Annotated in this window: 17 protein-coding genes; 3 read left to right on the top strand and 14 right to left on the bottom strand. The window is 68.1% G+C overall.

Going from position 1 to position 21,300, the window contains the following annotated elements:
- Positions 1-97: 97 nt before the first annotated feature.
- From QOZ89_RS10075 to QOZ89_RS10050, 6 genes are all read right to left on the bottom strand, one after another.
- The gene (locus QOZ89_RS10075; RefSeq protein ID WP_312623609.1) at positions 98-688 is read right to left on the bottom strand and encodes a TetR/AcrR family transcriptional regulator; all 591 of its coding nucleotides are present in this window, start codon (positions 686-688) and stop codon (positions 98-100) included.
- A gap of 399 nt (positions 689-1,087) precedes the next feature.
- Entirely contained in the window at positions 1,088-1,624 is a 537-nt protein-coding gene (locus tag QOZ89_RS10070) for a hypothetical protein (RefSeq protein ID WP_131804115.1), read from the bottom strand.
- An 84-nt stretch (positions 1,625-1,708) separates the two neighbouring features.
- Positions 1,709-4,576, bottom strand: coding sequence for an ABC transporter permease subunit (locus tag QOZ89_RS10065; protein ID WP_071051329.1), 2,868 nt, complete (start codon positions 4,574-4,576; stop codon positions 1,709-1,711).
- Positions 4,573-6,855 carry an MFS transporter gene (locus QOZ89_RS10060; RefSeq protein WP_312623608.1) on the bottom strand — a complete coding sequence of 761 codons (2,283 nt, stop codon included), beginning with the start codon at positions 6,853-6,855 and terminating at the stop codon, positions 4,573-4,575. Before QOZ89_RS10060 ends, QOZ89_RS10065 begins: the two co-directional genes overlap by 4 nt.
- A gap of 214 nt (positions 6,856-7,069) precedes the next feature.
- Positions 7,070-8,290 (bottom strand): ABC transporter substrate-binding protein, encoded by a 1,221-nt coding sequence (locus QOZ89_RS10055; RefSeq protein ID WP_071051326.1) that lies wholly within the window; start codon positions 8,288-8,290, stop codon positions 7,070-7,072.
- 857 nt (positions 8,291-9,147) lie between these two features.
- Positions 9,148-9,774, bottom strand: coding sequence for a TetR/AcrR family transcriptional regulator (locus QOZ89_RS10050; protein WP_312623607.1), 627 nt, complete (start codon positions 9,772-9,774; stop codon positions 9,148-9,150).
- Positions 9,775-10,051: 277 nt separating this feature from the next.
- On the opposite strand from QOZ89_RS10050, the gene QOZ89_RS10045 reads away from it, so the two are divergent.
- From QOZ89_RS10045 to QOZ89_RS10035, 3 genes are all read left to right on the top strand, one after another.
- On the top strand, positions 10,052-11,308 hold the full coding sequence (locus QOZ89_RS10045) for an amidohydrolase family protein (RefSeq protein ID WP_071051321.1): 1,257 nt from the start codon (positions 10,052-10,054) through the stop codon (positions 11,306-11,308).
- Positions 11,309-11,354: 46 nt separating this feature from the next.
- Positions 11,355-11,795, top strand: a complete 441-nt coding sequence (locus QOZ89_RS10040; protein WP_071051319.1) for a VOC family protein — start codon at positions 11,355-11,357, stop codon at positions 11,793-11,795.
- 481 nt (positions 11,796-12,276) lie between these two features.
- Complete coding sequence (locus tag QOZ89_RS10035; protein ID WP_071051317.1) at positions 12,277-13,029, top strand: LmeA family phospholipid-binding protein; 753 nt, start codon at positions 12,277-12,279, stop codon at positions 13,027-13,029.
- Between the two features lie 74 nt (positions 13,030-13,103).
- Here QOZ89_RS10035 and QOZ89_RS10030 read toward each other — a convergent pair whose 3' ends face one another.
- From QOZ89_RS10030 to QOZ89_RS09995, 8 genes are all read right to left on the bottom strand, one after another.
- Positions 13,104-14,045 (bottom strand): MBL fold metallo-hydrolase, encoded by a 942-nt coding sequence (locus tag QOZ89_RS10030; RefSeq protein WP_071051315.1) that lies wholly within the window; start codon positions 14,043-14,045, stop codon positions 13,104-13,106.
- Between the two features lie 68 nt (positions 14,046-14,113).
- On the bottom strand, positions 14,114-14,815 hold the full coding sequence (locus QOZ89_RS10025) for a response regulator (RefSeq protein WP_071051313.1): 702 nt from the start codon (positions 14,813-14,815) through the stop codon (positions 14,114-14,116).
- Entirely contained in the window at positions 14,812-15,978 is a 1,167-nt protein-coding gene (locus tag QOZ89_RS10020; protein ID WP_491677178.1) for a sensor histidine kinase, read from the bottom strand. The genes QOZ89_RS10025 and QOZ89_RS10020 overlap by 4 nt, the downstream gene beginning before the upstream one ends.
- A 73-nt stretch (positions 15,979-16,051) precedes the next feature.
- Positions 16,052-16,885, bottom strand: a complete 834-nt coding sequence (locus tag QOZ89_RS10015) for an ABC transporter permease subunit (protein WP_083419291.1) — start codon at positions 16,883-16,885, stop codon at positions 16,052-16,054.
- A complete protein-coding gene (locus tag QOZ89_RS10010; protein WP_071051311.1) occupies positions 16,882-17,829 on the bottom strand; it encodes an ABC transporter ATP-binding protein in 948 nt (315 codons plus the stop codon). Before QOZ89_RS10010 ends, QOZ89_RS10015 begins: the two co-directional genes overlap by 4 nt.
- Positions 17,830-18,282: 453 nt before the next feature.
- Positions 18,283-19,263: an NADPH:quinone oxidoreductase family protein gene (locus tag QOZ89_RS10005; protein ID WP_312623606.1), complete on the bottom strand. Its 981-nt coding sequence runs from the start codon at positions 19,261-19,263 to the stop codon at positions 18,283-18,285.
- Positions 19,263-20,027 (bottom strand): SDR family NAD(P)-dependent oxidoreductase, encoded by a 765-nt coding sequence (locus tag QOZ89_RS10000; protein WP_071051309.1) that lies wholly within the window; start codon positions 20,025-20,027, stop codon positions 19,263-19,265. The genes QOZ89_RS10005 and QOZ89_RS10000 overlap by 1 nt, the downstream gene beginning before the upstream one ends.
- A 187-nt stretch (positions 20,028-20,214) precedes the next feature.
- Positions 20,215-21,039, bottom strand: coding sequence for an SDR family oxidoreductase (locus QOZ89_RS09995; RefSeq protein WP_312623605.1), 825 nt, complete (start codon positions 21,037-21,039; stop codon positions 20,215-20,217).
- Positions 21,040-21,300 lie beyond the last annotated feature (261 nt).

Genomic DNA, 21,300 nt, shown 5'->3' with positions numbered 1-21,300 from the left:
TGATCAACTGGCGGGGTGGCCGCAGCCGGCCTGCCAGGCATACGTAGTCGTGGGTCCACGACGCCGCGGGGGTGGACGGGTTCGGTGGGTGGCGGGGTCAGCCTGGTTTTTCGCGTAGCGCGGTGACGATGTCGTTGGTGACCTGCCGCAGCCGTGCCGGTTCGGCGCCGGAGCGCACCAGGACCAGCACGCCCTGGTAGTCGACCAGCAGCCGCAGCCCGAGACGGTCCGCGCGCCGGGCCGCCGGGATCTGGCCGGCCGCTTGGGCGCGTTCGACCGCGCCGGCGAGGCCCCGTTCAATCTCGTCCAGCCCTCGCCGCACGCCGCGGTTCGTGAGCTCGTCGAGGGCGTAGGACTCCACCGCGCTGTTCGTCACCAGACAGCCCGGGTCACGGTCTAGGCCGGTCTCGAACGTCGAGGTGAAGTAGCTCCGGATGCCGGCGAGCGGGTCGTCGACCCCGCCGAGGTGCTCGGCGATCCGGCGGCGAACCACCCGGTCGATATAGGCGTCCAGCGCGGAGCGGAAGATCTCGTCCTTGTTCCCGAACGTGCGGTGCAGACTGCCCGGGTGCAGCCCGGTGGCGGTCTCCAGATCCCGCAGCGACGTGGCGTGAAAACCCTGGCGGCGGAACAGCTGCATCATCGTCAGCAGGACCTCGTCCGAGTCGAACAGCTGCCGCCGGCCCATCGCCACACTCCATAGTTGGTCGATCGACCACAAATCTAGCGGCATGGCTGGACCTGTCAACCCTGTACCTGCCGAAAAATACGTCCGGGCAGGTCAGGCCGCATGTTCGTACTCGTGCAGGATGCCGCCGAGCCGGTCGCGTCGGCTGGATCGAGCCACTGTTCCCCACGCGCTCGGCCGCGGCGGTCCACCCCCAATGAGCTCGGTGAACGCGCCATGGCCGACGCCGTCCTGCGCGTCACAGGCACCGCCGGCGGCTGAGCACCGCGGGCTCTGCCAGCGAGGGCGGCGCGCGGGAACCGGAGCTCAGCCTTCCTCACGCGTGACGCGGTCGGCCGTGATCCTTTCTCCGGGCAGGGGAGAGCCAGGAAACGTGACCTCGGGACGCGAGCACCGCGGTCAGAAGTCAATGACCCCTCGTTGGTAGATGAAGTCGATCGAGGCGAACTGCTCCCCGACCCGTTTCAGGGACTTGTCCACGACCACCACGGTCACCGAGTGGTACTCGCGGTCGTTCCCGATCGGGTTCGCCCGCGGAATGCTGTCCAGGACCAGCGCCGGGCTTTTCGTGATCCACACCTTCACCTGCTTCAGGAACTGCTCGCGGGAGCACGTGGGCAGGTTCCGGCAGGACTCCGGGACGAGCTTCAGCACGTTCTGGCCCGGCCGGATGGTCGGCTGGTCCAGGAATACCGCGAACTGGTCTCCCGGCCGGGCCAGGCTCCCCGCGGTCCAAGTGATCTTCATGGGCAGCTCCGACACCGTCGACGAGGCGCCCGGGCTGGTGATGCGGATCTGCCCTCCGGTGAAGACCAGACCGGTGACACGGCAGCCGGTGAGGACGCCGGCCGCCACGGCCAGCGCGAGAGCCAGGGCGGAAGCCCTGATGACCGGCCGTACATTCCAGTGGATATCCGTCTGCTGTCGTGCCGTCATGCCGTCGCACTCCCGCGCCTGGAGGTCCTGTCGCACTGCGCCGCCACCGGGCGGATACGCCCTTTCGTCGGGTTTCGTGTTCATCTAGACGGTCGGGGTGATCGCCGTGGAGGGCTGCTCGGACGCGGTCCCGACGGAAGCCGGCCGGGGTACCGACGATGAGCGGTGGAGCACGGTCGCGCTGGCCCCGAGATAGGCGTCGATCACCAGCGGATCGGCTTGGACCTCGTCCGGCGATCCGTCCGCGATGACCGTTCCGACGTCCATGACGATGACCCGGTCAGCCATGCCCATGATGAGCGGGATGTCGTGCTCGATGACCAGCATGGTCAGGTCCAGTTCGTCCTTGAGCCGGCGGAGGAGGACGCCGAGCGCCTCGGTCTCCCGCTGGGCCACCCCGGAGGACGGCTCGTCCAGCAGCAACAGCGTCGGCGCCAGGGCGATCATGCAGGCCAGCTCGGTGATCCGCCGGGTACCGGTCGACAGCTCCTGGATCTGCTTGGCCCGATAGGACCCGAGCCCCATGATGTCCACCAGGTCGCTCGCGCGCCGGGCCTTCTCCTTCTCCGTCCCGGGCAGGCCGAGAACCGAGAGGGAGAAGCTGGTGGCCAGGCGTGGTTCGAACGCCAGCCGCACCGTCTCGGTGACCGTGAGCGTCGGGAACAGCGCGGCGTCCTGGAAGGACCGGATGAGTCCCAGCCGGCCCCGCCGCTCGGGGCTCAACGACGACACGTCGTCGCCGTTGAAGAGGACCTCGCCCTGGTTGGGGCGGGTGAATCCGCTGATCAGCTCGAAGGTGGTCGTCTTGCCTGCACCGTTGGGGCCGATGAGGCCGACCACCTCTCCCTTGTGGACCGAGAGCGACACGTCCCGCACGGCGGCGATGCCCCCGAAGCTCTTCCGCAGGCCGCGGACGTCCAGCAGCGCGGTCTCCGGCCTGACCGGGACCCGCCGAGGCTCCGCCACCACGGACAGCCTCCCGGCGCGCGCGCTCTCGGAGAGGATCGGTTCCTCGGTGTCGATGTCGAGGCCGTGCCGGGCCGCGGCCCACCGGACGTAGCGCGTCCGCAACGGTTCGAGCCCCTGCGCGATGCCGCCCGGAAGGTAGAGGATGAGGATCAGCCAGCCGAGGTCGGTCGCGGCGATGCCCGCCGCGTCCAACGGGAGGAAGCGTGGCAGGCCGATGACGTAGAACGCCCCGATCAACGGTCCGATCAGAAGCCCGACACCACCGATGACCGTCATGGCGACGGTGTCGATGCTCGCCTGCACCGAGAACGTCGACGCGTCGACGCTGCTCAGCAGATGTCCATAGACGGCACCGCCGAAGCCAGCGATGAATCCGGCCAGCGCGAACCCCTGGATCTTGAGCCGCGTGACCCGCACGGTGAAGCCGCGCGCGTTGCTCTCGTTGTCCCTGACCGCGAGCAGAGCCCGGCCAAAGGCGAGACGGCGGACGTTCCAGGCGATCAGCAGGACGATGAGGAAAGCCGCCAGCGCCACGTAATAGTAGGACCGGCCCGTGTCGAGGACCTTCCCGAACACAGCGGGGCGCGGCGGCCGCACCCCGCCGCCGAGGGCCCAGTTCTGCTCCAGCCCCCAGCCGTTCGCCATGAGAGCGAAGCCGAGTGTGGTGACGGTCAGCATGAGGCCTTTGAGTCGGAGTGCGGGAACCCCGATGACCAGGGATATCGCGGCCCCGCCCAGGGCCGCGATGACCAGGGCCAGCGGGAACGGCACGCTCGAGTCGAGTTTGAACGACACGACGGCGCCGACGCCGGCCACCGCGAACTGGCCCAGGCTCAACTGACCGCTCAGTCCCGTTCCGATGCCGACCGACACGCCCACGATGGCATACGTGATCACCGTCGAGAGGGAGACCGCGCTCGCGTTCGACACCATCAGCGGGAGGAGCAGTGCCACCACCAGGCCGATCCCGGTAAGTCCCCAGCGGAAGCCCCGGACCTCGGGCAGCCGGGCGACCCTGGCCGGAAGCGGCTTCCATGACGCGACCGAGGCCCAGCTACCCTTCTCCTCCGCCCGTCCGCGCGCGCTCCGCTGGCTCAGGAGAACGACGAGGATCAGAACGTAGAACACCAGGTCGGGCAGACCGTCGGAGTTGGGGTAGTTGAACAGGACGACCTGCTGCACGACTCCGATGAGCACGCCGGCGCCGAATGCGATCGGCAGGCTGTACATCCGGGCGATGACGCCGGCGGTGAGCGCCCGCAGCAACAGCGGCGGCCCGAAGTCGGTGGACGAGGAGAAACCGGAGGCGGGAATCACCAGCAGCGCGGTCAGCGCGGACAGGACACCGGCCAGGACCCAGGACAGGCTGGACATGTTCTGTACGGAAATGCCGGCCAGCCGGGCCGATTCCGGGTTCGCGGACGAGCACCGGATACCGAGCCCGAAGCGGCTGTAGCGCAGGAAGAGGGTGAGCGCCGCCACCGTCGCCGGACCGAGGATGAGCATGGCCGTGTAGGCCTCGTCGATGCGCAGGTCGCCCAGGTTGATCACCGGCATCCCGGGAGGGCTCGGCAGAGTCACCCCGCTGAAGGCGCTGGAGTCCACCACCGAGGCAACCTCGGTCAGGAACGCGCCGACGCCCAGCGTCGCGACGATGCTCATGACCGGAGTGGTATTCCGTAGACGGCGTATGACCACGAGCTCGGTGGCCCCGGCGGCCAGGCCGCCGGCGGCCAGGCCGGGGATCAGCGCCACGTAGTAGGGAATATGGAATTTGTGGGTGAGCAGGCTCAGGACCGCGACCCCGAAGGCGCCCATCTGGCCGTGCGCAAAGTTGATGATGCGGCTCGTCCGGTAGATGAGGACCAACCCGACGGCCAGGAGGCCGAACGTCAGTCCGGAAAGCATGCCGAGCACCACGGCCGACAGCGGCACGTGGAACCCGTGGACCGCTACGTCCGGCAGTGCAGAGAGCGATGTCATGCGCCGTTCCCGCCTTGAGAGGCCGCTCCGAGAAACACCGCGCGGAGCAGGTCGTCACGGGCCAGCAGATCCGCCGAGGAGCCGTCGAACCGAACCTGGCCCTTCTCCATGAAGTACGCGTGGTTCACGACGCTCAGCGCGAGCGATATGGACTGTTCGACCAGCACCACCGCGGTGCCCGCCGCATTGATCTGGCGAACCATGGCCAGCAGCCGGTCGACGACGATCGGCGCCAGCCCGAGCGACAGCTCGTCGATCAGCAACAGCCGTGGTTTCAGGATGAAAGCCTTCGAGAGTGCCAGCATCTGTTGTTCGCCGCCGGACAGCGTCAACGCCGGCTGGTTACGTCGCTCGGCCAGCCTGGGGAACATCTCGAAACATTCGTCGATGGCCGCGTCGAGGCGTTTTTTGTCCCGACCCAGGCTGAAACCCAGGCCCCGCAGGTTTTCGGCCACGGTCAGCGGCCCGAACACGGCCCGGCCGCCCGGTATCTGCGTGATCCCACGGCTCACCCGCTTCTCGGCGTCGACATAGGTGATGTCGTGGCCTCGTAGCCGCACGGAGCCGGCGCTGGGCATTCCGAGCCCGGAGATCACCTTCAGCAGGCTCGACTTCCCTGCGCCGTTGACGCCGAGCAGCGCGAGCATCTCGCCGTCGCGCACGGTGAAGTCGACCCCGAACAGCACCTGGAGCTGGCCGTACGAGAAGTCGATCCCGCGGCACGCGAGCAGCGGCGGTTCCTGCCTGCCGCTGACGGCCAGATCACGGACCCCCTCGTCCTCGAGGATCTCGCTGACGACCGAGTCCAGGTCCCCGGTCACGCTCTTCGCGCCCCGCCCCAGCAGAGCGGCGGCGCCCAGCGCGGGCACGACCAGCGTGGCGATCGCCGCGGCGGCCGAGTACCTGGACTCGATGTCGCCGAGGAGGATGGTGCCGCCCTCCCCGCCCACCAGCCCGAAGTAGACCGCCCCCAGCGACACAGCGATCGACCTGGCCCGTGGCCGGACGATCGACATCATGACCAGGCTCAGCGCCGCGACGGCGACGGCCTCGGAGGCGAACACGATGGAGAAGCCGGCGAGGCTCACTCCCAGGACGGGGATCACGGCGAGGACGAGACCGCCCGCGAGGAACACCAACGCCCAGGCGACCATCCTGACCAGCTGGGCCGGCTCCCGCCGCCAGATCTTCTCCCCTCGACGCGAGTAGTACCACAGCGCTGGCAGCGCCAACAGCCAGCTCGCGGCGAAGAAGGTCGCGCGCTCGGAGGTGGTCAGGCTGAACTGCTCCTTCAGCCAGAACCCCTGGTAGGTGACGACCGGGTTGACCGCCACCCCCAGCACGGCCCACACCGACAGCAGCCGCCGCACCGTGCGGATCGTCCACACCCGTCGCAGCGCCTCCCAGAACGTCAGCTCGGTGGCGTCTTCCCGACGCGGCGGCGGGCCGGACTGGTCCGTCCGCATCAGACCGGCCACCTGGTCGGAGTCGTGGCGTCCGTAGCCGGGCTCGCGAAGGCACAGGCCAATCAGCGACGCCGCGAGGAAGACGACTCCGGCCACCAACAGGACGCCGCGCCAGGACAGCCCCACTGGCCCGGCCAGGATCGCGACCAGGGCCGGGCCGAGAATCGCGCCGATGACGCCGGCGCCGCGGTGGAAGCTCAGCGCCCGCAGCCTGGCGGCGGGCGGATAGGAGTCCATGATCATTGGGCGGTGCGCGGAGTAGACCACCGCGGCCCCGGCGCCCGAGCTGCCGATCACGGTCGTCATCGCCGGCACCCACGTCACGATGCTGCCCAGCACCAGCGACGGGCCGTACTGGAATCCCAGGTTTTTGGAGATCATGACGCGCTGACTGCGCTTGTAGAAGATCGCCGCGAACTGCAGGGCCGTCAGCCCGACAAAGGTCTGGCGCTGGGTGGCCAGCATCGCGTAGGTGCTGGCATCGACGCCCAGCGAACTGCTGATGTCAGGGCCGAGCGCGGTGACCAGGTACGCCGTCGCCTCATCCAGCGCCGCGAACAGGCTCAGCGCGATTAGCAGGTACCAGCCGGTGCCCGAAGTGGCAATGTCGGCTCCCAGGGACCGGATCTGCCCGGCCTCACCGCTGGCTCCGGTGAGGAGCAGGCGCCTTCCTTCGGCTCGCCGCTGCCGCACCCGAGCGATGACGCCCGACATGACGTCGAGCCCGCCGTCGTCCAGCGCCGTGTCCGCGTCGGCGGAGGCGCTCTCTGCGCGGGCCGCGCTCACGACGCCGGCGTCGCCGCCCGTCATCATGAACAGGCTCCTCGCGACGCCGCCAGCGCCGGACGGAACCCGACCTTGGCGATCCAGGGCGATGGCGCCGGGGTGAAAAGGGCGGTGCTTAGATACCAGCTGTTACTCATCAAGACTCTCCCGGACGCTCTGTCGCTCCTGGGTGTCGCGGGCATCAGCACGGCGGCGGTCGCCAGCCCCGGAACGGGCCGAACGACCGCCGCCTCCCTGTTTGTCAACTGGTTGTCGTGAACGCGCTGGCTGGTAGCGGGCCCCCGCTGTACTGGAAGCACGTGCAACTGGGCGTGTACTTCAGGAGCTTGGCGATGGTGACCCCGTCGCGGCGGCCGCCGGAGTAGTCGGGCGGTCCGAGCAGCTCCGCGCTCGGGATGTTCTTGGCCTTTCCGAGTCCCGTGATGGCGTCCTGCGGCGTCAGCTTTCCGCCCGCGTTCACCCCGGCCGTGAAGACCAGCAGCTGGTCGCACATGTTCCAGAAGAACTGGGCCTGTGACGGGCTGGCGCCCGAGGCCTCCATGATCTTGTTGCACAGGGCGCCCGTGGCGTTGACCGGCGGGTTGACCGCGTCGGCCGACGGGTACCAACCCACCGCCATCGAGTTCGCGTATCGGACTTCCTGGTCCGGGTCGGTCTTGTTCCCGGCGTATGCCCGCTGCGCGGGCAGCTCATTGGTCGTGAAGCCCAGCTTCGGGAAGTACTTCTGGGTCGACGCGGCCTGGGTGAACGGCCGTAGCGTGCCGCCCTGCGTGTCCAGGAAGAGGACGTGGTCGATTCCCTGCTGCTTGAAGCGAAGCACGGCGCTGCTGATCGCCTGCTGGGTGGGGCCGATGTCGTTGACTCCCGACACGGGCTTCACCAGCTGCTGGTCGGTGATCGTGAGACCGTGGCTGGCGAGCGCCGGCTTCAGCGACTCGTCGATGGCGCGCGTGAACGGGTCGGTGTTGTAGCCGACGAGGCCGATCTTGGGGTTCTGCCCGAAGAAGCCGCCCTGGAACAGGCCGTTCACCTGGAGAGCCGCCGCCCGGGTGAGGCTGAGCGCGCCCGCCGTGGCGTACAGCGGACGCTGTTGGAAGTAGGTGTCGTCCGCGGCGAGGCTTCCGCCGGCCGCGTCAAAGGCGATGACGTTCGCGGACTGCAGGCAGGAGACGATGGTGTCGCTGTGGTTCGGCAGGTCCATTACGGCGAACACGTGATGGTCCTGGGTGAACTGCGTGCACATCTCCTGCTCGGACGAGTCGCCCGCCGCCCTGGTCGCGTCGAGAGGGTAGAACACCGGCTGGATCTTGCGACCTAACAACCCGCCGTGGTTGTTCACATAGTCGGCGAGCGCCTGGTAGTAGGCCTTCGTCTCCTCGTCCGTGGGTGGCGCCGCGCCACTCGACCCCAGCGAGCCGCCCAGAAGCTTGGCTAATGCCTGGAGATTGGATGGGAAAGGCATGCCGATCTCGACAGGCGCACCCGAGGCCGCCGACGCCGTCCCGCTCGAGGCTGAGGAGCCGTTCCCCGACGAGCCGCAGGCGGCCATGGTCACCGCGGCCGTCACCACGATGGCGAGCGCGCCGGCCCGCCGGCCACGCGTCCGCCGAGACCACGGCCCCCGGGTACCGCTCCCGATCGGAGACCGGCGGACCGGGCCGCGCCATCGGCCAAGGCGCCTCTTGGCCTCGACATTGTTGCCCTGATCAGCCATTGCATTCCGTCCTTGTGTCGGCCGACCTCTGTCAATGTGATGCGGGACACTACAAGTGAGAACTCACTCGGTCAAGAAGCGCGAGAACCTCATGATCAAATTTTCGGTGGAACCTACCCGGCAAGTGCCCAACCGGCAACTGTAAGTGTTGTGAGCGCTACGGACGGTATCGAGCGGTCGGGCTATGAAGCCGGCGTGCCGTCCTCTGGCGCCAGGGTACCTTCGAGCGCTTCTCCCGGCAGCTGGTAACCGCGTGTTACGTCTACCTGACCGTCGAGTATCTGACCGGCGAGCGGCGACGCGACCTGCGGCCTGTCCGCGTCCGCGTGGCCGGGGCCCGGCCACGCACAGTCCGTGCGGGACCGGGCGGCACATCCTCGACCGAGTGAGTTCTCACTTGTATGGTCAGGTGCCGTGGGCAGATCGGGGAGGCTATGTCGCACGAGTCTGCGTCGTCCATCGCCGCGCTGACAGCCACCGAACAGATCGCGCTGAGTGGCGGCGGCGGTATGTGGACCACCAGGGCTGTCGGGCCGGTGCTGGGCGCCGTGGGCGGCTGCCGTCCGGCCACGGCGAGAATCGTGGCCACGGGCGGACCGCGTCAGTCAGGAGTCGTCCGAATCCGAATCCGAATCCGACCGGCGGATGCCGTGCAGCATCAACGAAACAATCTCGGGCGCCTGCAGGGGCCGCTGGAAGAAGAGCTGATTCGAACCGGTCATCGTCAGGACCAGGAAGGCCTGACTGGCGACCGCGGGATCAATGCGTAGATCATCTCTGGACGGCTCGAACAGCGCCGGCAGGATCTCCCGCGCGATGAAGTCACCCGAATAGCGCTGAGGAAGCCGCCCCCGGACCGCCTCGAGCTGCAGTGTGCCCGAGAACTCCCAGAGCGTCGCCATCAGACCGGTGAGAATCTCGGCCGCCTGGGCCAGCCGGTCCTCCAGCGGGAGCGACCGGTCGATCTGAGACAGCCGCTCCAGCGCGGGGGCGGCGTCGAGCGCGACCTGAAGAGTCGCCAGCAGGATCTCTTCCTTGTTCTTGAAGACGCTGAAGACCGTCCCGTCGGACACGCCGGAGGCGGCGACGATCTCCTTGGTCGTTACAGACCAGCCTCGCGTACGCAGGAGCGGAATGGTCGCCTTGATGATGGCGGCACGCCGCTCCTCCGGTGTCTTCGGGCTGGCCCTGCGCCTGCCGGAGGCAGCGGATGCGTGTGAGTGCTGACTCATTCGCGTGAGTGTACTGCCGCCGAGCGATCCACGCCGTTCATGATCCGGCCGGCGCGCGGGAACGGGCGAGGCGGAGCGCGGGCCGTCGCCAGCGCCGCGGCCGGGGCGGAGCAGCGGCGACAGACCGGCCCCGGCATGGGCTCGCCTGTCGGGCCGCCAGCGGCCCTGGGCCGGCTCCAGGTGGGTGCCGCGGAGGAGGCATGGTTGACCGAGTGAGTTCTCACTCGTAACCTACGGACGACCTTCCCCGATTCACGCCGAGGTTTGGAGAACGCCGGTGGACGAGTGGATCATCTCGGTGGACGACCACCTGATCGAGCCGCCGAACGTCTGGACGGATCGGCTGCCCGCCAAGTACCGCGACACCGGCCCCCGGTGGGTCAGTGACGAGCACGGGGAGTCGTGGCTGTTCGAGGAGACCAGGCGGATTCCCCTGGACGCCATGGGCACCGGGGGGGCCATCTGGCCGAAGGAAAACCGGCCGCAGATGTTCACTCCGCTGTCCTGGAGCGAGGTTGCGCCGGCGTGCTACGACCCCAAGGCCCGCGTCGAGGCCATGAACACCGACCGCGAGCTGGCAGCGTTGTGCTTCCCCAACATGGCCGGCTTCGCCGGAAGCCTGTTCCAGCGCGCGAAGGACAAGGACCTGGCTCTCCTCTGTATCCAGGCCTACAACGACTGGTACCTCGACGAGTGGGTGGCCGCCTACCCCGGCCGGTTCATCGGCATGGGCCTGGTGCCCTTCTGGGACGGCGACCTCGCCGCGGCCGAGGCGGAGCGGGTCATCGAGAAGGGTGCCCGAGCGCTCTCGATCAGCCAGGCGCCACACAAGATCGGCTTCCCGTCGGTCACCGACCCGCACTGGGATCCCCTCCTCTCGGTGATGAACGACGCGCGCCTGTCGCTGTGCATGCACCTCGGCAGTGGCATGAGCGCGGTCGAGGAGGACTCCAGCGCCGACTGGACGACGCGCATGCGGGATGCGATCAAGAACAACGACCTCAGTGAGGTCGCCAAGCGGGCCGGCATCAGCACCGAAGAGATGAACCGGAAGCGCAAGATGCTGCCGGGCACCAGCACCTCGCTCCTCGGTGCGCGCATGGGCTCGGCGAGCCTGACCGACTGGCTGGAGAGCGACAACTTCGAGCGTTACCCGAACCTCAAGCTCGTGCTGTCGGAGAACGGCGTCGGCTGGATTCCTTCCGTGCTCTCCCTCGCCGACTGGACGGAGACGCTGAACCGAACGGCCGAGCCCAAGGAGGGCCCGCTGCCGAGCGACATCTTCCGGGAGCACATCTTCGGCTGCTTCATCCACGAGCCGATCACGTCGAAGCTCATCGACGAGATCGGCGCCGACAACATCATGGTGGAGACCGACTTCCCCCACACCGCGACCAACTGGCCGCACTCACTGGACCGCGTCCGTGAGTGCGTCGCCGGCCTGCCCGCCGACGTACAGCACAAGATCATTCGCGGGAACGCCGAGCGGGTCTTCGACTTCGTCCCGTCGGAGCCCCCAGCCCTGGTGGCGTAGCGTCAGCGTCGGCCGAGGTCGGGAGCGATGTGGCGAGGGGAACCCGGTGAATCAGACACCCGTCGAGGTCATCTGCTTCTCACACCTGGGGATAACGGTCGCGGACATCTCCGCCTCGGTCGACTTCTACACCCGGGTCCTCGGGTTCGTCCGCCGGTTCACGGACGAGCGGGACGGATGGACCCGGGTCGGGCTAGAGATGAACGGCACGATCGTCGAACTGTTCAGCCCCCATGTCACGGACGCTCTCGGGCGCGGCATCGACCCCTTCTACCCGAAGGATCTCGGGCGTCCCAAGATCGCGCTGACCGTCGCCGACGCCGCGGCGACCTACCAGAAACTGATCGACGCGGGCATCACCCCGATGTGCCCCGTCACGACCACCCGAGTTTCGGCGTTCTTCTTCATCGCCGATCCAGATGGGACCCCCATCCAGCTGCAGGAGTTCCTCGACGGTCAGCAACGAGTGGCCGAGTTGTTCGCGTAGTCCGGCACCACGCCACCGAGCACAGATCTGTCCCGCCACCTCGCAGCCCTGGGCGGTGAGGGGAGATCGCTGGATCGACCTCCGCGAGTCTCATCCTGGTGAGCGCCGCACCGTCCCGGTGACTGGCCCACGGCAGCGGATCAAGCCACTTCGCTGGATCGGCCGGGCGAGGCATGCACACGCCCCGAAGGACCTCGAACGCCTGACGATCGGCCGGCCTGCGGCATACATCGCAGGTCTTACCCTGGCCGGAAGAATCAGCCCGCGGACTCATGCGAGTGCATACCGCCATCGGCATAAATGAGGCGTCAGGAGAGCGCGACGAGGACGGGACGTGCCGATGACCGACGCCCACGGGCCGAGTACTAGCCTTGACGATACTGGTGCTGACACGACAGTTCCGATCATCATCCCTCGGTCTCGCCACTGGCTTCGACGCCAGTTCCGACGCCGGTGGACGCGGATCATCGCGATCATCGTCGTGGTACTGATCGTGCTCTTCCCGATCGTCGACCGTGTCACGGTGGCGTTGGCCGAGAAACAGATGGCGAAGCAGCTCGAGACGAGCGTCGCGGCCACCCTCGACTGCGGCCTGCCCCCGCCGACCGTGCGGCGGGTTCATATTGGCGGCTTCCCGTTCCTGACTCAGATTGCGTTCGGGAAGTTCAAGGACATCAGTCTCGCGGTCGATGGCCTGGCGACGCCCGGCCCCCGGATCTCCTCGCTGGACGCGGACATCAAGGGGATTCATGTTCCGATTTTCAGCATGCTCACCGGCCGTGACGGACAGATCTCGATCGACGAGGTTCGCGCCACCGTCGGGATGACCTACGACGATCTGAACGCCTTCCTCGCGAGCATGCCCGGCAAGATCCAGGTGAATCCGGAGGATGGCGGCCGCAGCGTCGAGATCTCCGGCACGGCCGACCTGCCAGTGCTCGGAACCCAGCAGGTCGACGGTGTCACCACCTTCGAGGTCCGCGACAACAAGATCACCCTGGTGCCATCACACCTGACGCTCAGCGGAACGATCAACCTCAGTATCCCGATCCCGCTGGGCCAGCTACTTCCGTCGATCCCGATTCCGGTCGGCGGCCTGCCGTTCGACCTGAACGTCGTCTCAGCGTCCACGAACGCCTCCGGACTGCTGCTCACCGCGACCGCCGAGCACATCGTCCCCCCGTCCGGGAAGCTGCCCGAGCAGAACTGCACGCCGTCCGCCGCTCAGGGATGATCCGGGCGGCGGCGCGGCGCCGGCAGTGCGTCGCGGTCGGTTGGCTTGTCACGGCTTCCGCTGGTGTCGCGCGCTCAGGTGGCTCGCGACCCACGCTCCTCGGTGCCCTGGGCATCGCCGGACGCCGACTCCTGATCATCGAACGGAGCGCCTCCGGGTACGAAGTACACCTCGTCGCCGTCGGCGGCGAGACGGCCGTAGTGGGGTGCCGGGAAGTGCGCCGGAAACAGGAAGGCTCCCTCGTCGAGGGCTCTGCGCACCAGTCGCTGCCGGGTCTCGACGGCAGTGGCCAGATCGTCGCACCCGGGTAGATGGAGGTCCGGCCGGGTCAGCTGGACCGGGTGGTGGAAGACATCCCCGCTGAAGTACGCCCGGGCGCCGCCGGAGGCAAGGCTCAGCATCGCGTGCCCGGTCGTGTGGCCCGGCGCCGGCTCGACCCGCAGGCTCGGCGAGACCTCGTAGGGGGCGGACACGATCCGAGCCAGTCCCGCGTCGACGACCGGGCGCACACATTCATCGAAGACGTTGGGATTGAACTCGTTGGCATGCCGGTCCGGATTCGCGGTGTCCCACCGCCGGTACTCCCGGTCGACGAACAGGTAGCTGGCGTTGGGGAAGGTCGGCACCCATGCACCGTCGACCTGCCTCGTGTTCCAACCGCAGTGGTCGTGGTGGAGATGGGTGCAGAACACGACGTCGACCGTCTCGACCGTCACGCCGGTGCGGGCGAGGTACTCCAGATACGGGACGTCCAGGTCGTCGAAAAAATGCCCCCTGCCCTTCCGGCCGTTGCCGGTGCAGGGATCGACGAGAACCGTGAGGCCGTCAACCCGGACGACCCAGCTGTGGTTGGAGAACTGGAACGTCCTGGACCTGCCGCCCAGGAATCCGTCAGGCAGCGGGGATACCCGGCGGGCAAGAAGGGCGTCGTCGTCGGTGAGAAGACGAAGCGAGACCGGCAGCGTCTGTTCCTCCACCCGGTCGACGAGCGCGCTACCCAGTCTGATCGCAGGCATGCCGTCAGGTTATCAACGAGACGCGACGCGCAATGGGTGCCGGCGGACGGAGCGACGATGCTGGACGTTCAGCGGGTTGGCTCACCGAACGTGTCGCGGCTCGGTTGGCCGTCGACTATCAGGCCGTTCTGGTAGGCGAAGATGACCGCCTGTACGCGGTCGCGAAGTTCGAGCTTGGCCAGGATGCGGGTGATGTGCGTCTTGACGGTCGCCTCGGAGAGAAAGAGACGCTCCGCGATCTCCGCATTGGTCAGGCCGGCCGCGACCTCGAGGAGGACCTCGCGCTCGCGTCGCGTCAGCGCCGCGGCCGGGTCCGGCTCGTGTGCGCGTTCGCTGGCGGTCTGGAGGCTCGCGGCGTGGCGGTTGAGCAACTCGCGGGTGATGCGAGGAGACACGACGGCGTCGCCGGCCGCGACCGCGCGCACGGCGTCGACGAGCTCCTCCGGGCGTACGTCCTTGAGAAGAAACCCGCTCGCTCCTGCTCTCAGCGCGGCGAAGGCGTACTCGTCGAGGTCGAAGGTGGTGAGCACCAGTACGCGGCCGGCGGCGCGGTTCGCGCAGATACGCCGAGTGGCCTCGACCCCGTCCATGCCGGGCATGCGGACGTCCATCAGCACCACGTCGGGGCTGAGCTGCTCGGCGACGCGGACACCCGTGGCCCCGTCGCCCGCCTCGCCGACGACGCGGAATTCGTCGGTGGCGTTCAGCACCATCCGAAACCCCATCCGCACCAGCGGCTGGTCGTCCACGACGACGATGCTGATGGTCATGCGACCACTTCGTGCAGCCGCATGGTGGCGCGCAACTCCCAGCCACCCGGCGACGCCGGGCCCCAGGACAGGTCGCCGTCGTACAGGGCTATCCGCTCGAGCATGCCCCGCAGGCCGTGGCCACCCGGGGTGGGCGTGCGGCGGGTCGTGATGCCATCGTCGCGAACAGTAATAGCGATTTCGTCACCCTGCCAGCTCAGCTCGACATCGACCCGCGTCGGGCGTACCGCGTGCTTGAGCACGTTGGTGATGCTCTCCTGCACCAGACGGAAAATCGTGGACTCGGCGGTGGTGGGGAGCGGCCGTGGGGCGCCACGGACAGTGAAGCGGACGGGCAGACCGGTGGCGCGGACATCGTCGAGCAGCGTGTCCAGCTGGTCGAATCCTGGCTGCGGGGCCATCTCAAGGGCCGGTACGTCCATGGGCCCTTGGACCTCCCGCAGGACGCCGAGGAGGCGACGCATCTCGGCGAGCGCCTGACGACTGGTCGACGCGACCTGCTCCATCGCCTCCGTCGCGGTGTCCGGCTCAGTACGGCCAACGACCACGGCACCATCCGCGAGACGGATCACCACCGAGAGACTATGGGCGATGACGTCATGCATCTCGCGGGCGATCCGAGCCCGCTCCGCGGTGGCCGCGAGCTGCGCCTGATGATCGCGCTCCCGCTCGGCTCGCCTGGCCCTGTCCTCCAGCGATGCCAGGTACTGGCGGCGGGAGTGAACCGCCATACCCAGAAAGATCGCCGCCGCGACGAGGCTGTTCACGAAGATGAACGAGCCGAGGACGCTGTTGGCGAGCGGGGCAAGCCTGATCGAGGCCACCACAGCCACGGCCTCGATCAGCGTCGCGTTCAGGGCCCTGTGACGACGTCGACCGTGGGCGGCGATCGTGTATATGGCTACCAGTAGCGCGGAGGCGGCAGCGAGCCGGACGCCGACAGACTCCTGAACGACCACGGCCACCGCGACAACGACGAACACCGCCTGCGGATCGTGGCGGCGCAGGAAGAGCGGCAGAACCATACACTGCGCCAACAGCCACCCCCACCAGGGAATCCCGGGGCGGATCGCATCACCGACGGTCAGCGCCTCTAGAGCGAGGGGGGCGGGGAGGTCGGCCAGCCACGGCCACCGTCGCCTGGCGCGAGCCCACCATCCCACCTCCACCGGGGAACCTCGTTTCCGTGTTGGATATTGGACGGCTATCGGCTATCGGCTGTACCTGCTTGGGAGCCTATGCATCGCGGCGGCGCAGCAGTACGGCAGCGATTGTCGATGTTGCAACGATCCAAATGCAGAGGGCGATGAGACCGCCGCCCGTGGACAGTGCGTCATTGTATGGGTGCACCGCGTAGACGGCATTTCCGGCATTGCTTGGCAGATAGGGCATCAGGTGATGCTGCCAACTCGCCGGCAGCACGTTGCCGATGACTGGTACTACCAGTAGCACCCCGAGCACCGTGGCGATGCCGCCGGCCGTCGAACGAAGGATGAAGCCGACGGCGGAGGCGACCACGGTAATGGTCATCAGATAGAACGCGGCGCCCAGGATCGCCGGCATCGCGTGTGACTCGTTCAGGGTGGTGCTGTGGGAGCCGAGCAGGGCCTGACCAACCAAGAACGCCATAAGGCCGCCGACGACGCTGACGATCAACGACAACGCCGCCGACACCGCCAGTTTGGCCCACAGCACTGGTAGCCGGCGCGGCACCGCGGACAGCGAGGACCGCACCATCCCGGTGGTGTACTCGCCGGTCGTCAGCAGCACTCCCAGCACGGCGATGATCATCTGTGCGAGCGCCACGCCGGTCAGGCTGGTGTCCACCGGGCTGAACGTCGCCCGACTGGTCGCGCGCATCGAGTCCCAGTGGGCGGCGGAGACGGCCGAGGCGATCGCCCCGATCCCCACCATCCCGAGGATGGTGAAGACGAGGACGTACCAGGTTGAGCGCAGCGTGGTGATTTTGATCCACTCGGAGTAGATCACTTGTCGCAGGCGGACCGGCTTGGCCGGCACCTCACGGCGTACCGCCGGGTCCCGCGAGATCGCAGCGGCCACGGTGCTCACGTCGTCACCTCCTGAGCGCTGCCGACGTTCGTAACCGTCCGCGCCGCGGTGCGGTACTCGGTGGCCTCCGCCGTCAACTTCATGAACACGTCCTCCAGCGTGACGCGTTGCGGCGTCAGTTCGTAGAGCACCAGGCCGAGACCGGCCGCGATCTTCCCGAGGTGGTGCGCGCCCACTCCAGTGATCTCCATGAGCTGTGGCTCTGTCGAGGTCACGGTCACGCCCGGTCCCGCCACCGCGGCGCGTAGCCGCTCGGCTTCTGGGCTTCGGACGAGGACGCGATCGGTCGTGGCCGACTCGTGCATCTCCTCCATCGACATGTCGGCCAGCAGCCGGCCACGGCCGACGATCAGCAGATGATCCGCGGTGAGCTCCATCTCGCTCATGAGATGGCTCGACAGCAGCACCGTCCGGCCCTCGTGGGCGAGGTCGCGCAGCAGTTTCCGCACCCACCGAACACCTTCGGGGTCCAGACCGTTGACCGGCTCGTCGAGCATTACCACAGCGGGATCGGCCAGCAGTGCCGACGCGATGCCCAGCCGCTGCCCCATGCCCAGGGAGAAGGACCCTGCCTTCTTGCGGGCCACCTCACGCAACCCGACCATGTCGATCACTTCGTCTACCCGCCAGTTGGGGATGGCATGTGTCGCGGCAAGTGCCCGGAGATGGTTGTAGGCCGACCGCGAGGTGTGCACGGCCTTCGCCTCCAGCAGTGCGCCGAGCTGCTTCAGCGGCATGGCGTGCTCGGCGTATGGGCGGCCGTTGACCGTCACTGTGCCGGCCGTCGGCCTGTCGAGGCCGAGAATGAGACGCATCGTCGTCGACTTTCCCGCGCCGTTGGGGCCGAGGAACCCCGTCACCCGTCCGGGCCGGACGACGAACGAAAGATCGTCGACGGCGATCTTCTCGCCGTAGTGTTTGCTCAGCCCATTGGCCTCGATCATTCGCACTTCCTGCGCTAGACGCGTTCCGCTGACGGAGTCATTAATCCCGAGGACCGCACGCAGGCGCATGAGGCCGAAGGTTGACTTGTCGGGCCCGGGTACGACCTGCGGTGGATGCGGGCCAGGACGATGCCTGGCCAGGCGCCGTGCGGGATCGGGCACCTGAACGACGCGCTCGAACGATGGCTTGGGCCGCGCCGAGCACGGTCCCGGCACGTATCGCCCGAGCTGCCGACGGCAGTGCCTCCGCCGCGCCGCTGTCCGGCCGTCACCCGACACTCGCCACCTCGGAGTCCGTCGCCGAGCCCGATGATCAGATCTTCGCTGCACGTTCGACGCGGCGTAGTCACTCTGTCCCTGGCGATAGGTCGTGACGTGACGGGAAACCGGTGCGGTTGCTGGGGTTGTCCGGGGGCCCGCCCCCGGAGGGGCGGACCGCCGCGTGCACGGCGACTACCCGCCGTGCGGGAATATGACCACCTTCCCGACCGCTCGACGCTCGCCGACTGTCCGCATCGCCTCGGCCACGTCCTCGAGAGTGAAGCGCGCCCCGATGAGCGGCCGGAGCCTGCCGGAACGGAGGGCCTCCAGCGCTTCGGACTCGTCCCGGGCGAAGTCGGCCGGCCGCTGGACTATGAACGAGCGCATCTCCATGCCGAGGATCGCCACGCCCTTCAACAGGACCAGGTTGAGGGGGATCTTCGGGATCTGCCCCGAGGCGAACCCGACGCATACAAACCGGCCGCCATACCGCATGGCACGCAACGCTGCTTCGGCGTGGTCGCCGCCGACCGGATCGATGACCACGCTCGCCCCGCCATCGGTGAGTTCCTTGACCCGGTCGCGCAGCTTTTCGGCGTGGTAGTCGACGACGGCGTCGGCGCCTCGCCCCTGACAGACCGCGAGCTTGTCGGGGCCGGATGCCGCGGCCAGAACCCGTGCGCCGAGCAGTTTGGCGACATCGATACAGGACAGGCCCACTCCACCCGCAGCGCCTAGCACGACGACCCATTCACCCGGTTGCACCGCGGCCACGCTGCGTAGCGAGTGATAGGCGGTCAGATACGTTACCCGGAAGGCCGCGGCGTCGGCGAGGTCGACCTCCGCCGGGACGCGCCACAGGCTTCCCGCCGGCACCGCGATCTGCTGCGCGAAGGCGCCGACCGGAGTGGAGCCGGCCACCCGATCGCCCACCTGGAAGTCTTCGACTCCTGGGCCAGTGGACCGCACCGTGCCGGCGAACTCCGAGCCGGGGATGATCGGCGGCGGATAGGGCACCTGATAGCTGCCGTTCAGGATGAGGATGTCGGGAAAGTTCACGGCCGCCGCGGTGATGTCGACGACCACCTCGCCGTCGCCGGCGACCGGGTCTGGCAGTTCCTCGACTCGCAGGTCCTCGATCGAGCCGTAGTCGGAGCTGTAGGCGGCCAGCATCAGAGGGTCCGGAACAGGCCGCCGTCGGCCAGAATCTGCGCGCCGTTGATGTAGCTGGACGCGTCGGACGCGAGGAAGACGCAGACGCCGATGTAGTCCTCGGGGTTTCCGATCCGCTTCATCGGATTCATCTCGGCCGCGCGCGCCCTTAGCTCCGGGCTCCATACCGAGCTCATGTCGGTGTCGACCGCGCCGGGCAGGACCGTGTTGACACGAACCTTCGGCGCCCAGACGCCGGCCAGCCCCAGCGCCATGGCATTGAGGCCGGCCTTGGCCATCGCATAGGGAAGGTCGTTGCCGTCAGGACGCCACGATCCGGCCGTGGAGATGTTGATGATGGAGCCCCCGGTATTCTGGCTCATCCGCGATCCGAACAGCGCGGAGAGGCGGAACGGCCCACGAGAATTGACGTTGTGCGTCTTGTCGTACATGGACTCAGTCACCTGAGCGGGGTCGTCGCCGTACAACAGCGCCAAGCCGGCGTTGTTGATGAGCACATGGCACTGGTCGAAGTTCGCGTAGACCGTGTCGTACAGGCGCCCACAGTCATCCCAGTCGCTCACGTTGACCTGCACCGGGAGGGCTCGCCGCCCCGTCTCCGTGGCCACCTCGTCAGCCACGGCCTTGCAGTTGTCGAGCTTGCGGCTGGTGACCACGACATCGGCGCCCGCCCTCGCCAGTCCGAGGACGATCGCGCGCCCGATGCCTCGGCTACCGCCGGTAACGATGGCCACCTTCCCGGTAAGATCCAGGTTCAGGCTCATCGGTTCACCAGGCGGGCGGGCGCCAGGCAGGGGTCGGCATCGCGGTTCAGTGCGCGGGCTGTACCGCCGGCGAGGTGCGTCAGCGCCTCACGGTTCGCGCAACCCAGGCACCGCGGTCGATCGATCATCATTCCGTACCCTTCATTCTTGCCTGTACTGGATACCGGCAGGTTGACAGCGGCGATTGTCAGGCTGTCGATGACGGTCGAGATTCCTGGGCGTCAGCCGCGCCAGCGGCCCCCACACTCGATGTCGAGAGGAGCCGCGAGTAGTCGTCCACCCAGGCGTCATAGTCGGTGCCCTTGCCGACGAGCGCACGAACGTCGTCGGGCTGCGTCAGGATGAGGAACCGCTCGTCGGCCAGAGCCCGCACCACGAGGTCGGCGACCTGCTCGGGTGTGAGCGCACCGCTGATCGCCGGATCGTCCGCGGCGAAGCCGTTGCTGAGCAGCATCCGCGTGAGCATGGGCCCGGGGCAGAAGCACGAGACCTTCACACCCCGCGGGCGGTACCGGACGGCCAGCCACTCCGAGAACGCGAGCGCGGCGTGCTTGGTGACCGCGTAGCCGACCTTCTCGGGCTGGGTGGCCAGGGCGACGGACGACGCCGTCTGCAGCAGGTAACCGTCGCCGCGGGCGACCATCTCGGGCAGCACCTCGCGCGCGGCGTACAGGTGCGCTAGCACGTGGAGCCGCCACATCCCGTTCCACAGATCCTCGTCCTGCAGGCTGTCGGGCTGCCGTGGCCCGGCGAGGCCAGCATTGGAGTGCCAGATGTCGATGCGCCCGTATGTCTCGCGTGCGAGTCGAGCTACCGCCTTGACCTCGTCCTCCTTCGTGACGTCCGCCTCGAGACCGACCGTTCCGATCTCGTTGGCCACCCGCGTGACGTTGTCGCGTTCGATGTCGGTGACGACGACCGAGGCCCCCTCGGCGGCCAGCCGTTTCGCGATCGCCTCCCCGATGCCGTTGCCCGAACCGGTCACGACCGCGACCTTGCCTGCCACGTCCATCCCAACACCTCCCTGGTCGACCTCGGGGATGCGCGACTGCCCCGGGATCACCTTTTGATGATCATCTGTCTGGTCGGCGACGGTCGTAGCCGCCGCCGACCAGACGTTCAACTGCTCGATGCCGATGCCGATGCCGATGCCGGTGCCGGTGCCGGTGCGGCGGTGTCCGGCGCCGGGCGGCCCGGGCCGGAGCCGGAACCGAGTTGGGGGCCCCCCCGGCCAAACCCCGGGGGGCCCCCCGGGCCACCGCAAGGGGAGCGG

This window comes from Pseudofrankia coriaricola, assembly GCF_032027725.1.
Lineage (GTDB): Bacteria > Actinomycetota > Actinomycetes > Frankiales > Frankiaceae > Pseudofrankia.
Note: the sequence above shows the minus strand (reverse complement) of the source record. Positions and strands in the feature narration are given on the sequence as shown.

Coding starts and splice junctions, on each gene's coding strand:
- QOZ89_RS10070 (WP_131804115.1), bottom strand. CDS start 1,624: ATGACGGCACGACAGCAGACGGATATCCACTGGAATGTACGGCCGGTC.
- QOZ89_RS10025 (WP_071051313.1), bottom strand. CDS start 14,815: ATGACCATCAGCATCGTCGTCGTGGACGACCAGCCGCTGGTGCGGATG.
- QOZ89_RS10030 (WP_071051315.1), bottom strand. CDS start 14,045: ATGCCTGCGATCAGACTGGGTAGCGCGCTCGTCGACCGGGTGGAGGAA.
- QOZ89_RS10075 (WP_312623609.1), bottom strand. CDS start 688: ATGGGCCGGCGGCAGCTGTTCGACTCGGACGAGGTCCTGCTGACGATG.
- QOZ89_RS10000 (WP_071051309.1), bottom strand. CDS start 20,027: ATGAGCCTGAACCTGGATCTTACCGGGAAGGTGGCCATCGTTACCGGC.
- QOZ89_RS10005 (WP_312623606.1), bottom strand. CDS start 19,263: ATGCTGGCCGCCTACAGCTCCGACTACGGCTCGATCGAGGACCTGCGA.
- QOZ89_RS10065 (WP_071051329.1), bottom strand. CDS start 4,576: ATGACATCGCTCTCTGCACTGCCGGACGTAGCGGTCCACGGGTTCCAC.
- QOZ89_RS10055 (WP_071051326.1), bottom strand. CDS start 8,290: ATGCCTTTCCCATCCAATCTCCAGGCATTAGCCAAGCTTCTGGGCGGC.
- QOZ89_RS10050 (WP_312623607.1), bottom strand. CDS start 9,774: ATGAGTCAGCACTCACACGCATCCGCTGCCTCCGGCAGGCGCAGGGCC.
- QOZ89_RS10060 (WP_312623608.1), bottom strand. CDS start 6,855: ATGATGACGGGCGGCGACGCCGGCGTCGTGAGCGCGGCCCGCGCAGAG.
- QOZ89_RS10010 (WP_071051311.1), bottom strand. CDS start 17,829: ATGATCGAGGCCAATGGGCTGAGCAAACACTACGGCGAGAAGATCGCC.
- QOZ89_RS09995 (WP_312623605.1), bottom strand. CDS start 21,039: ATGGACGTGGCAGGCAAGGTCGCGGTCGTGACCGGTTCGGGCAACGGC.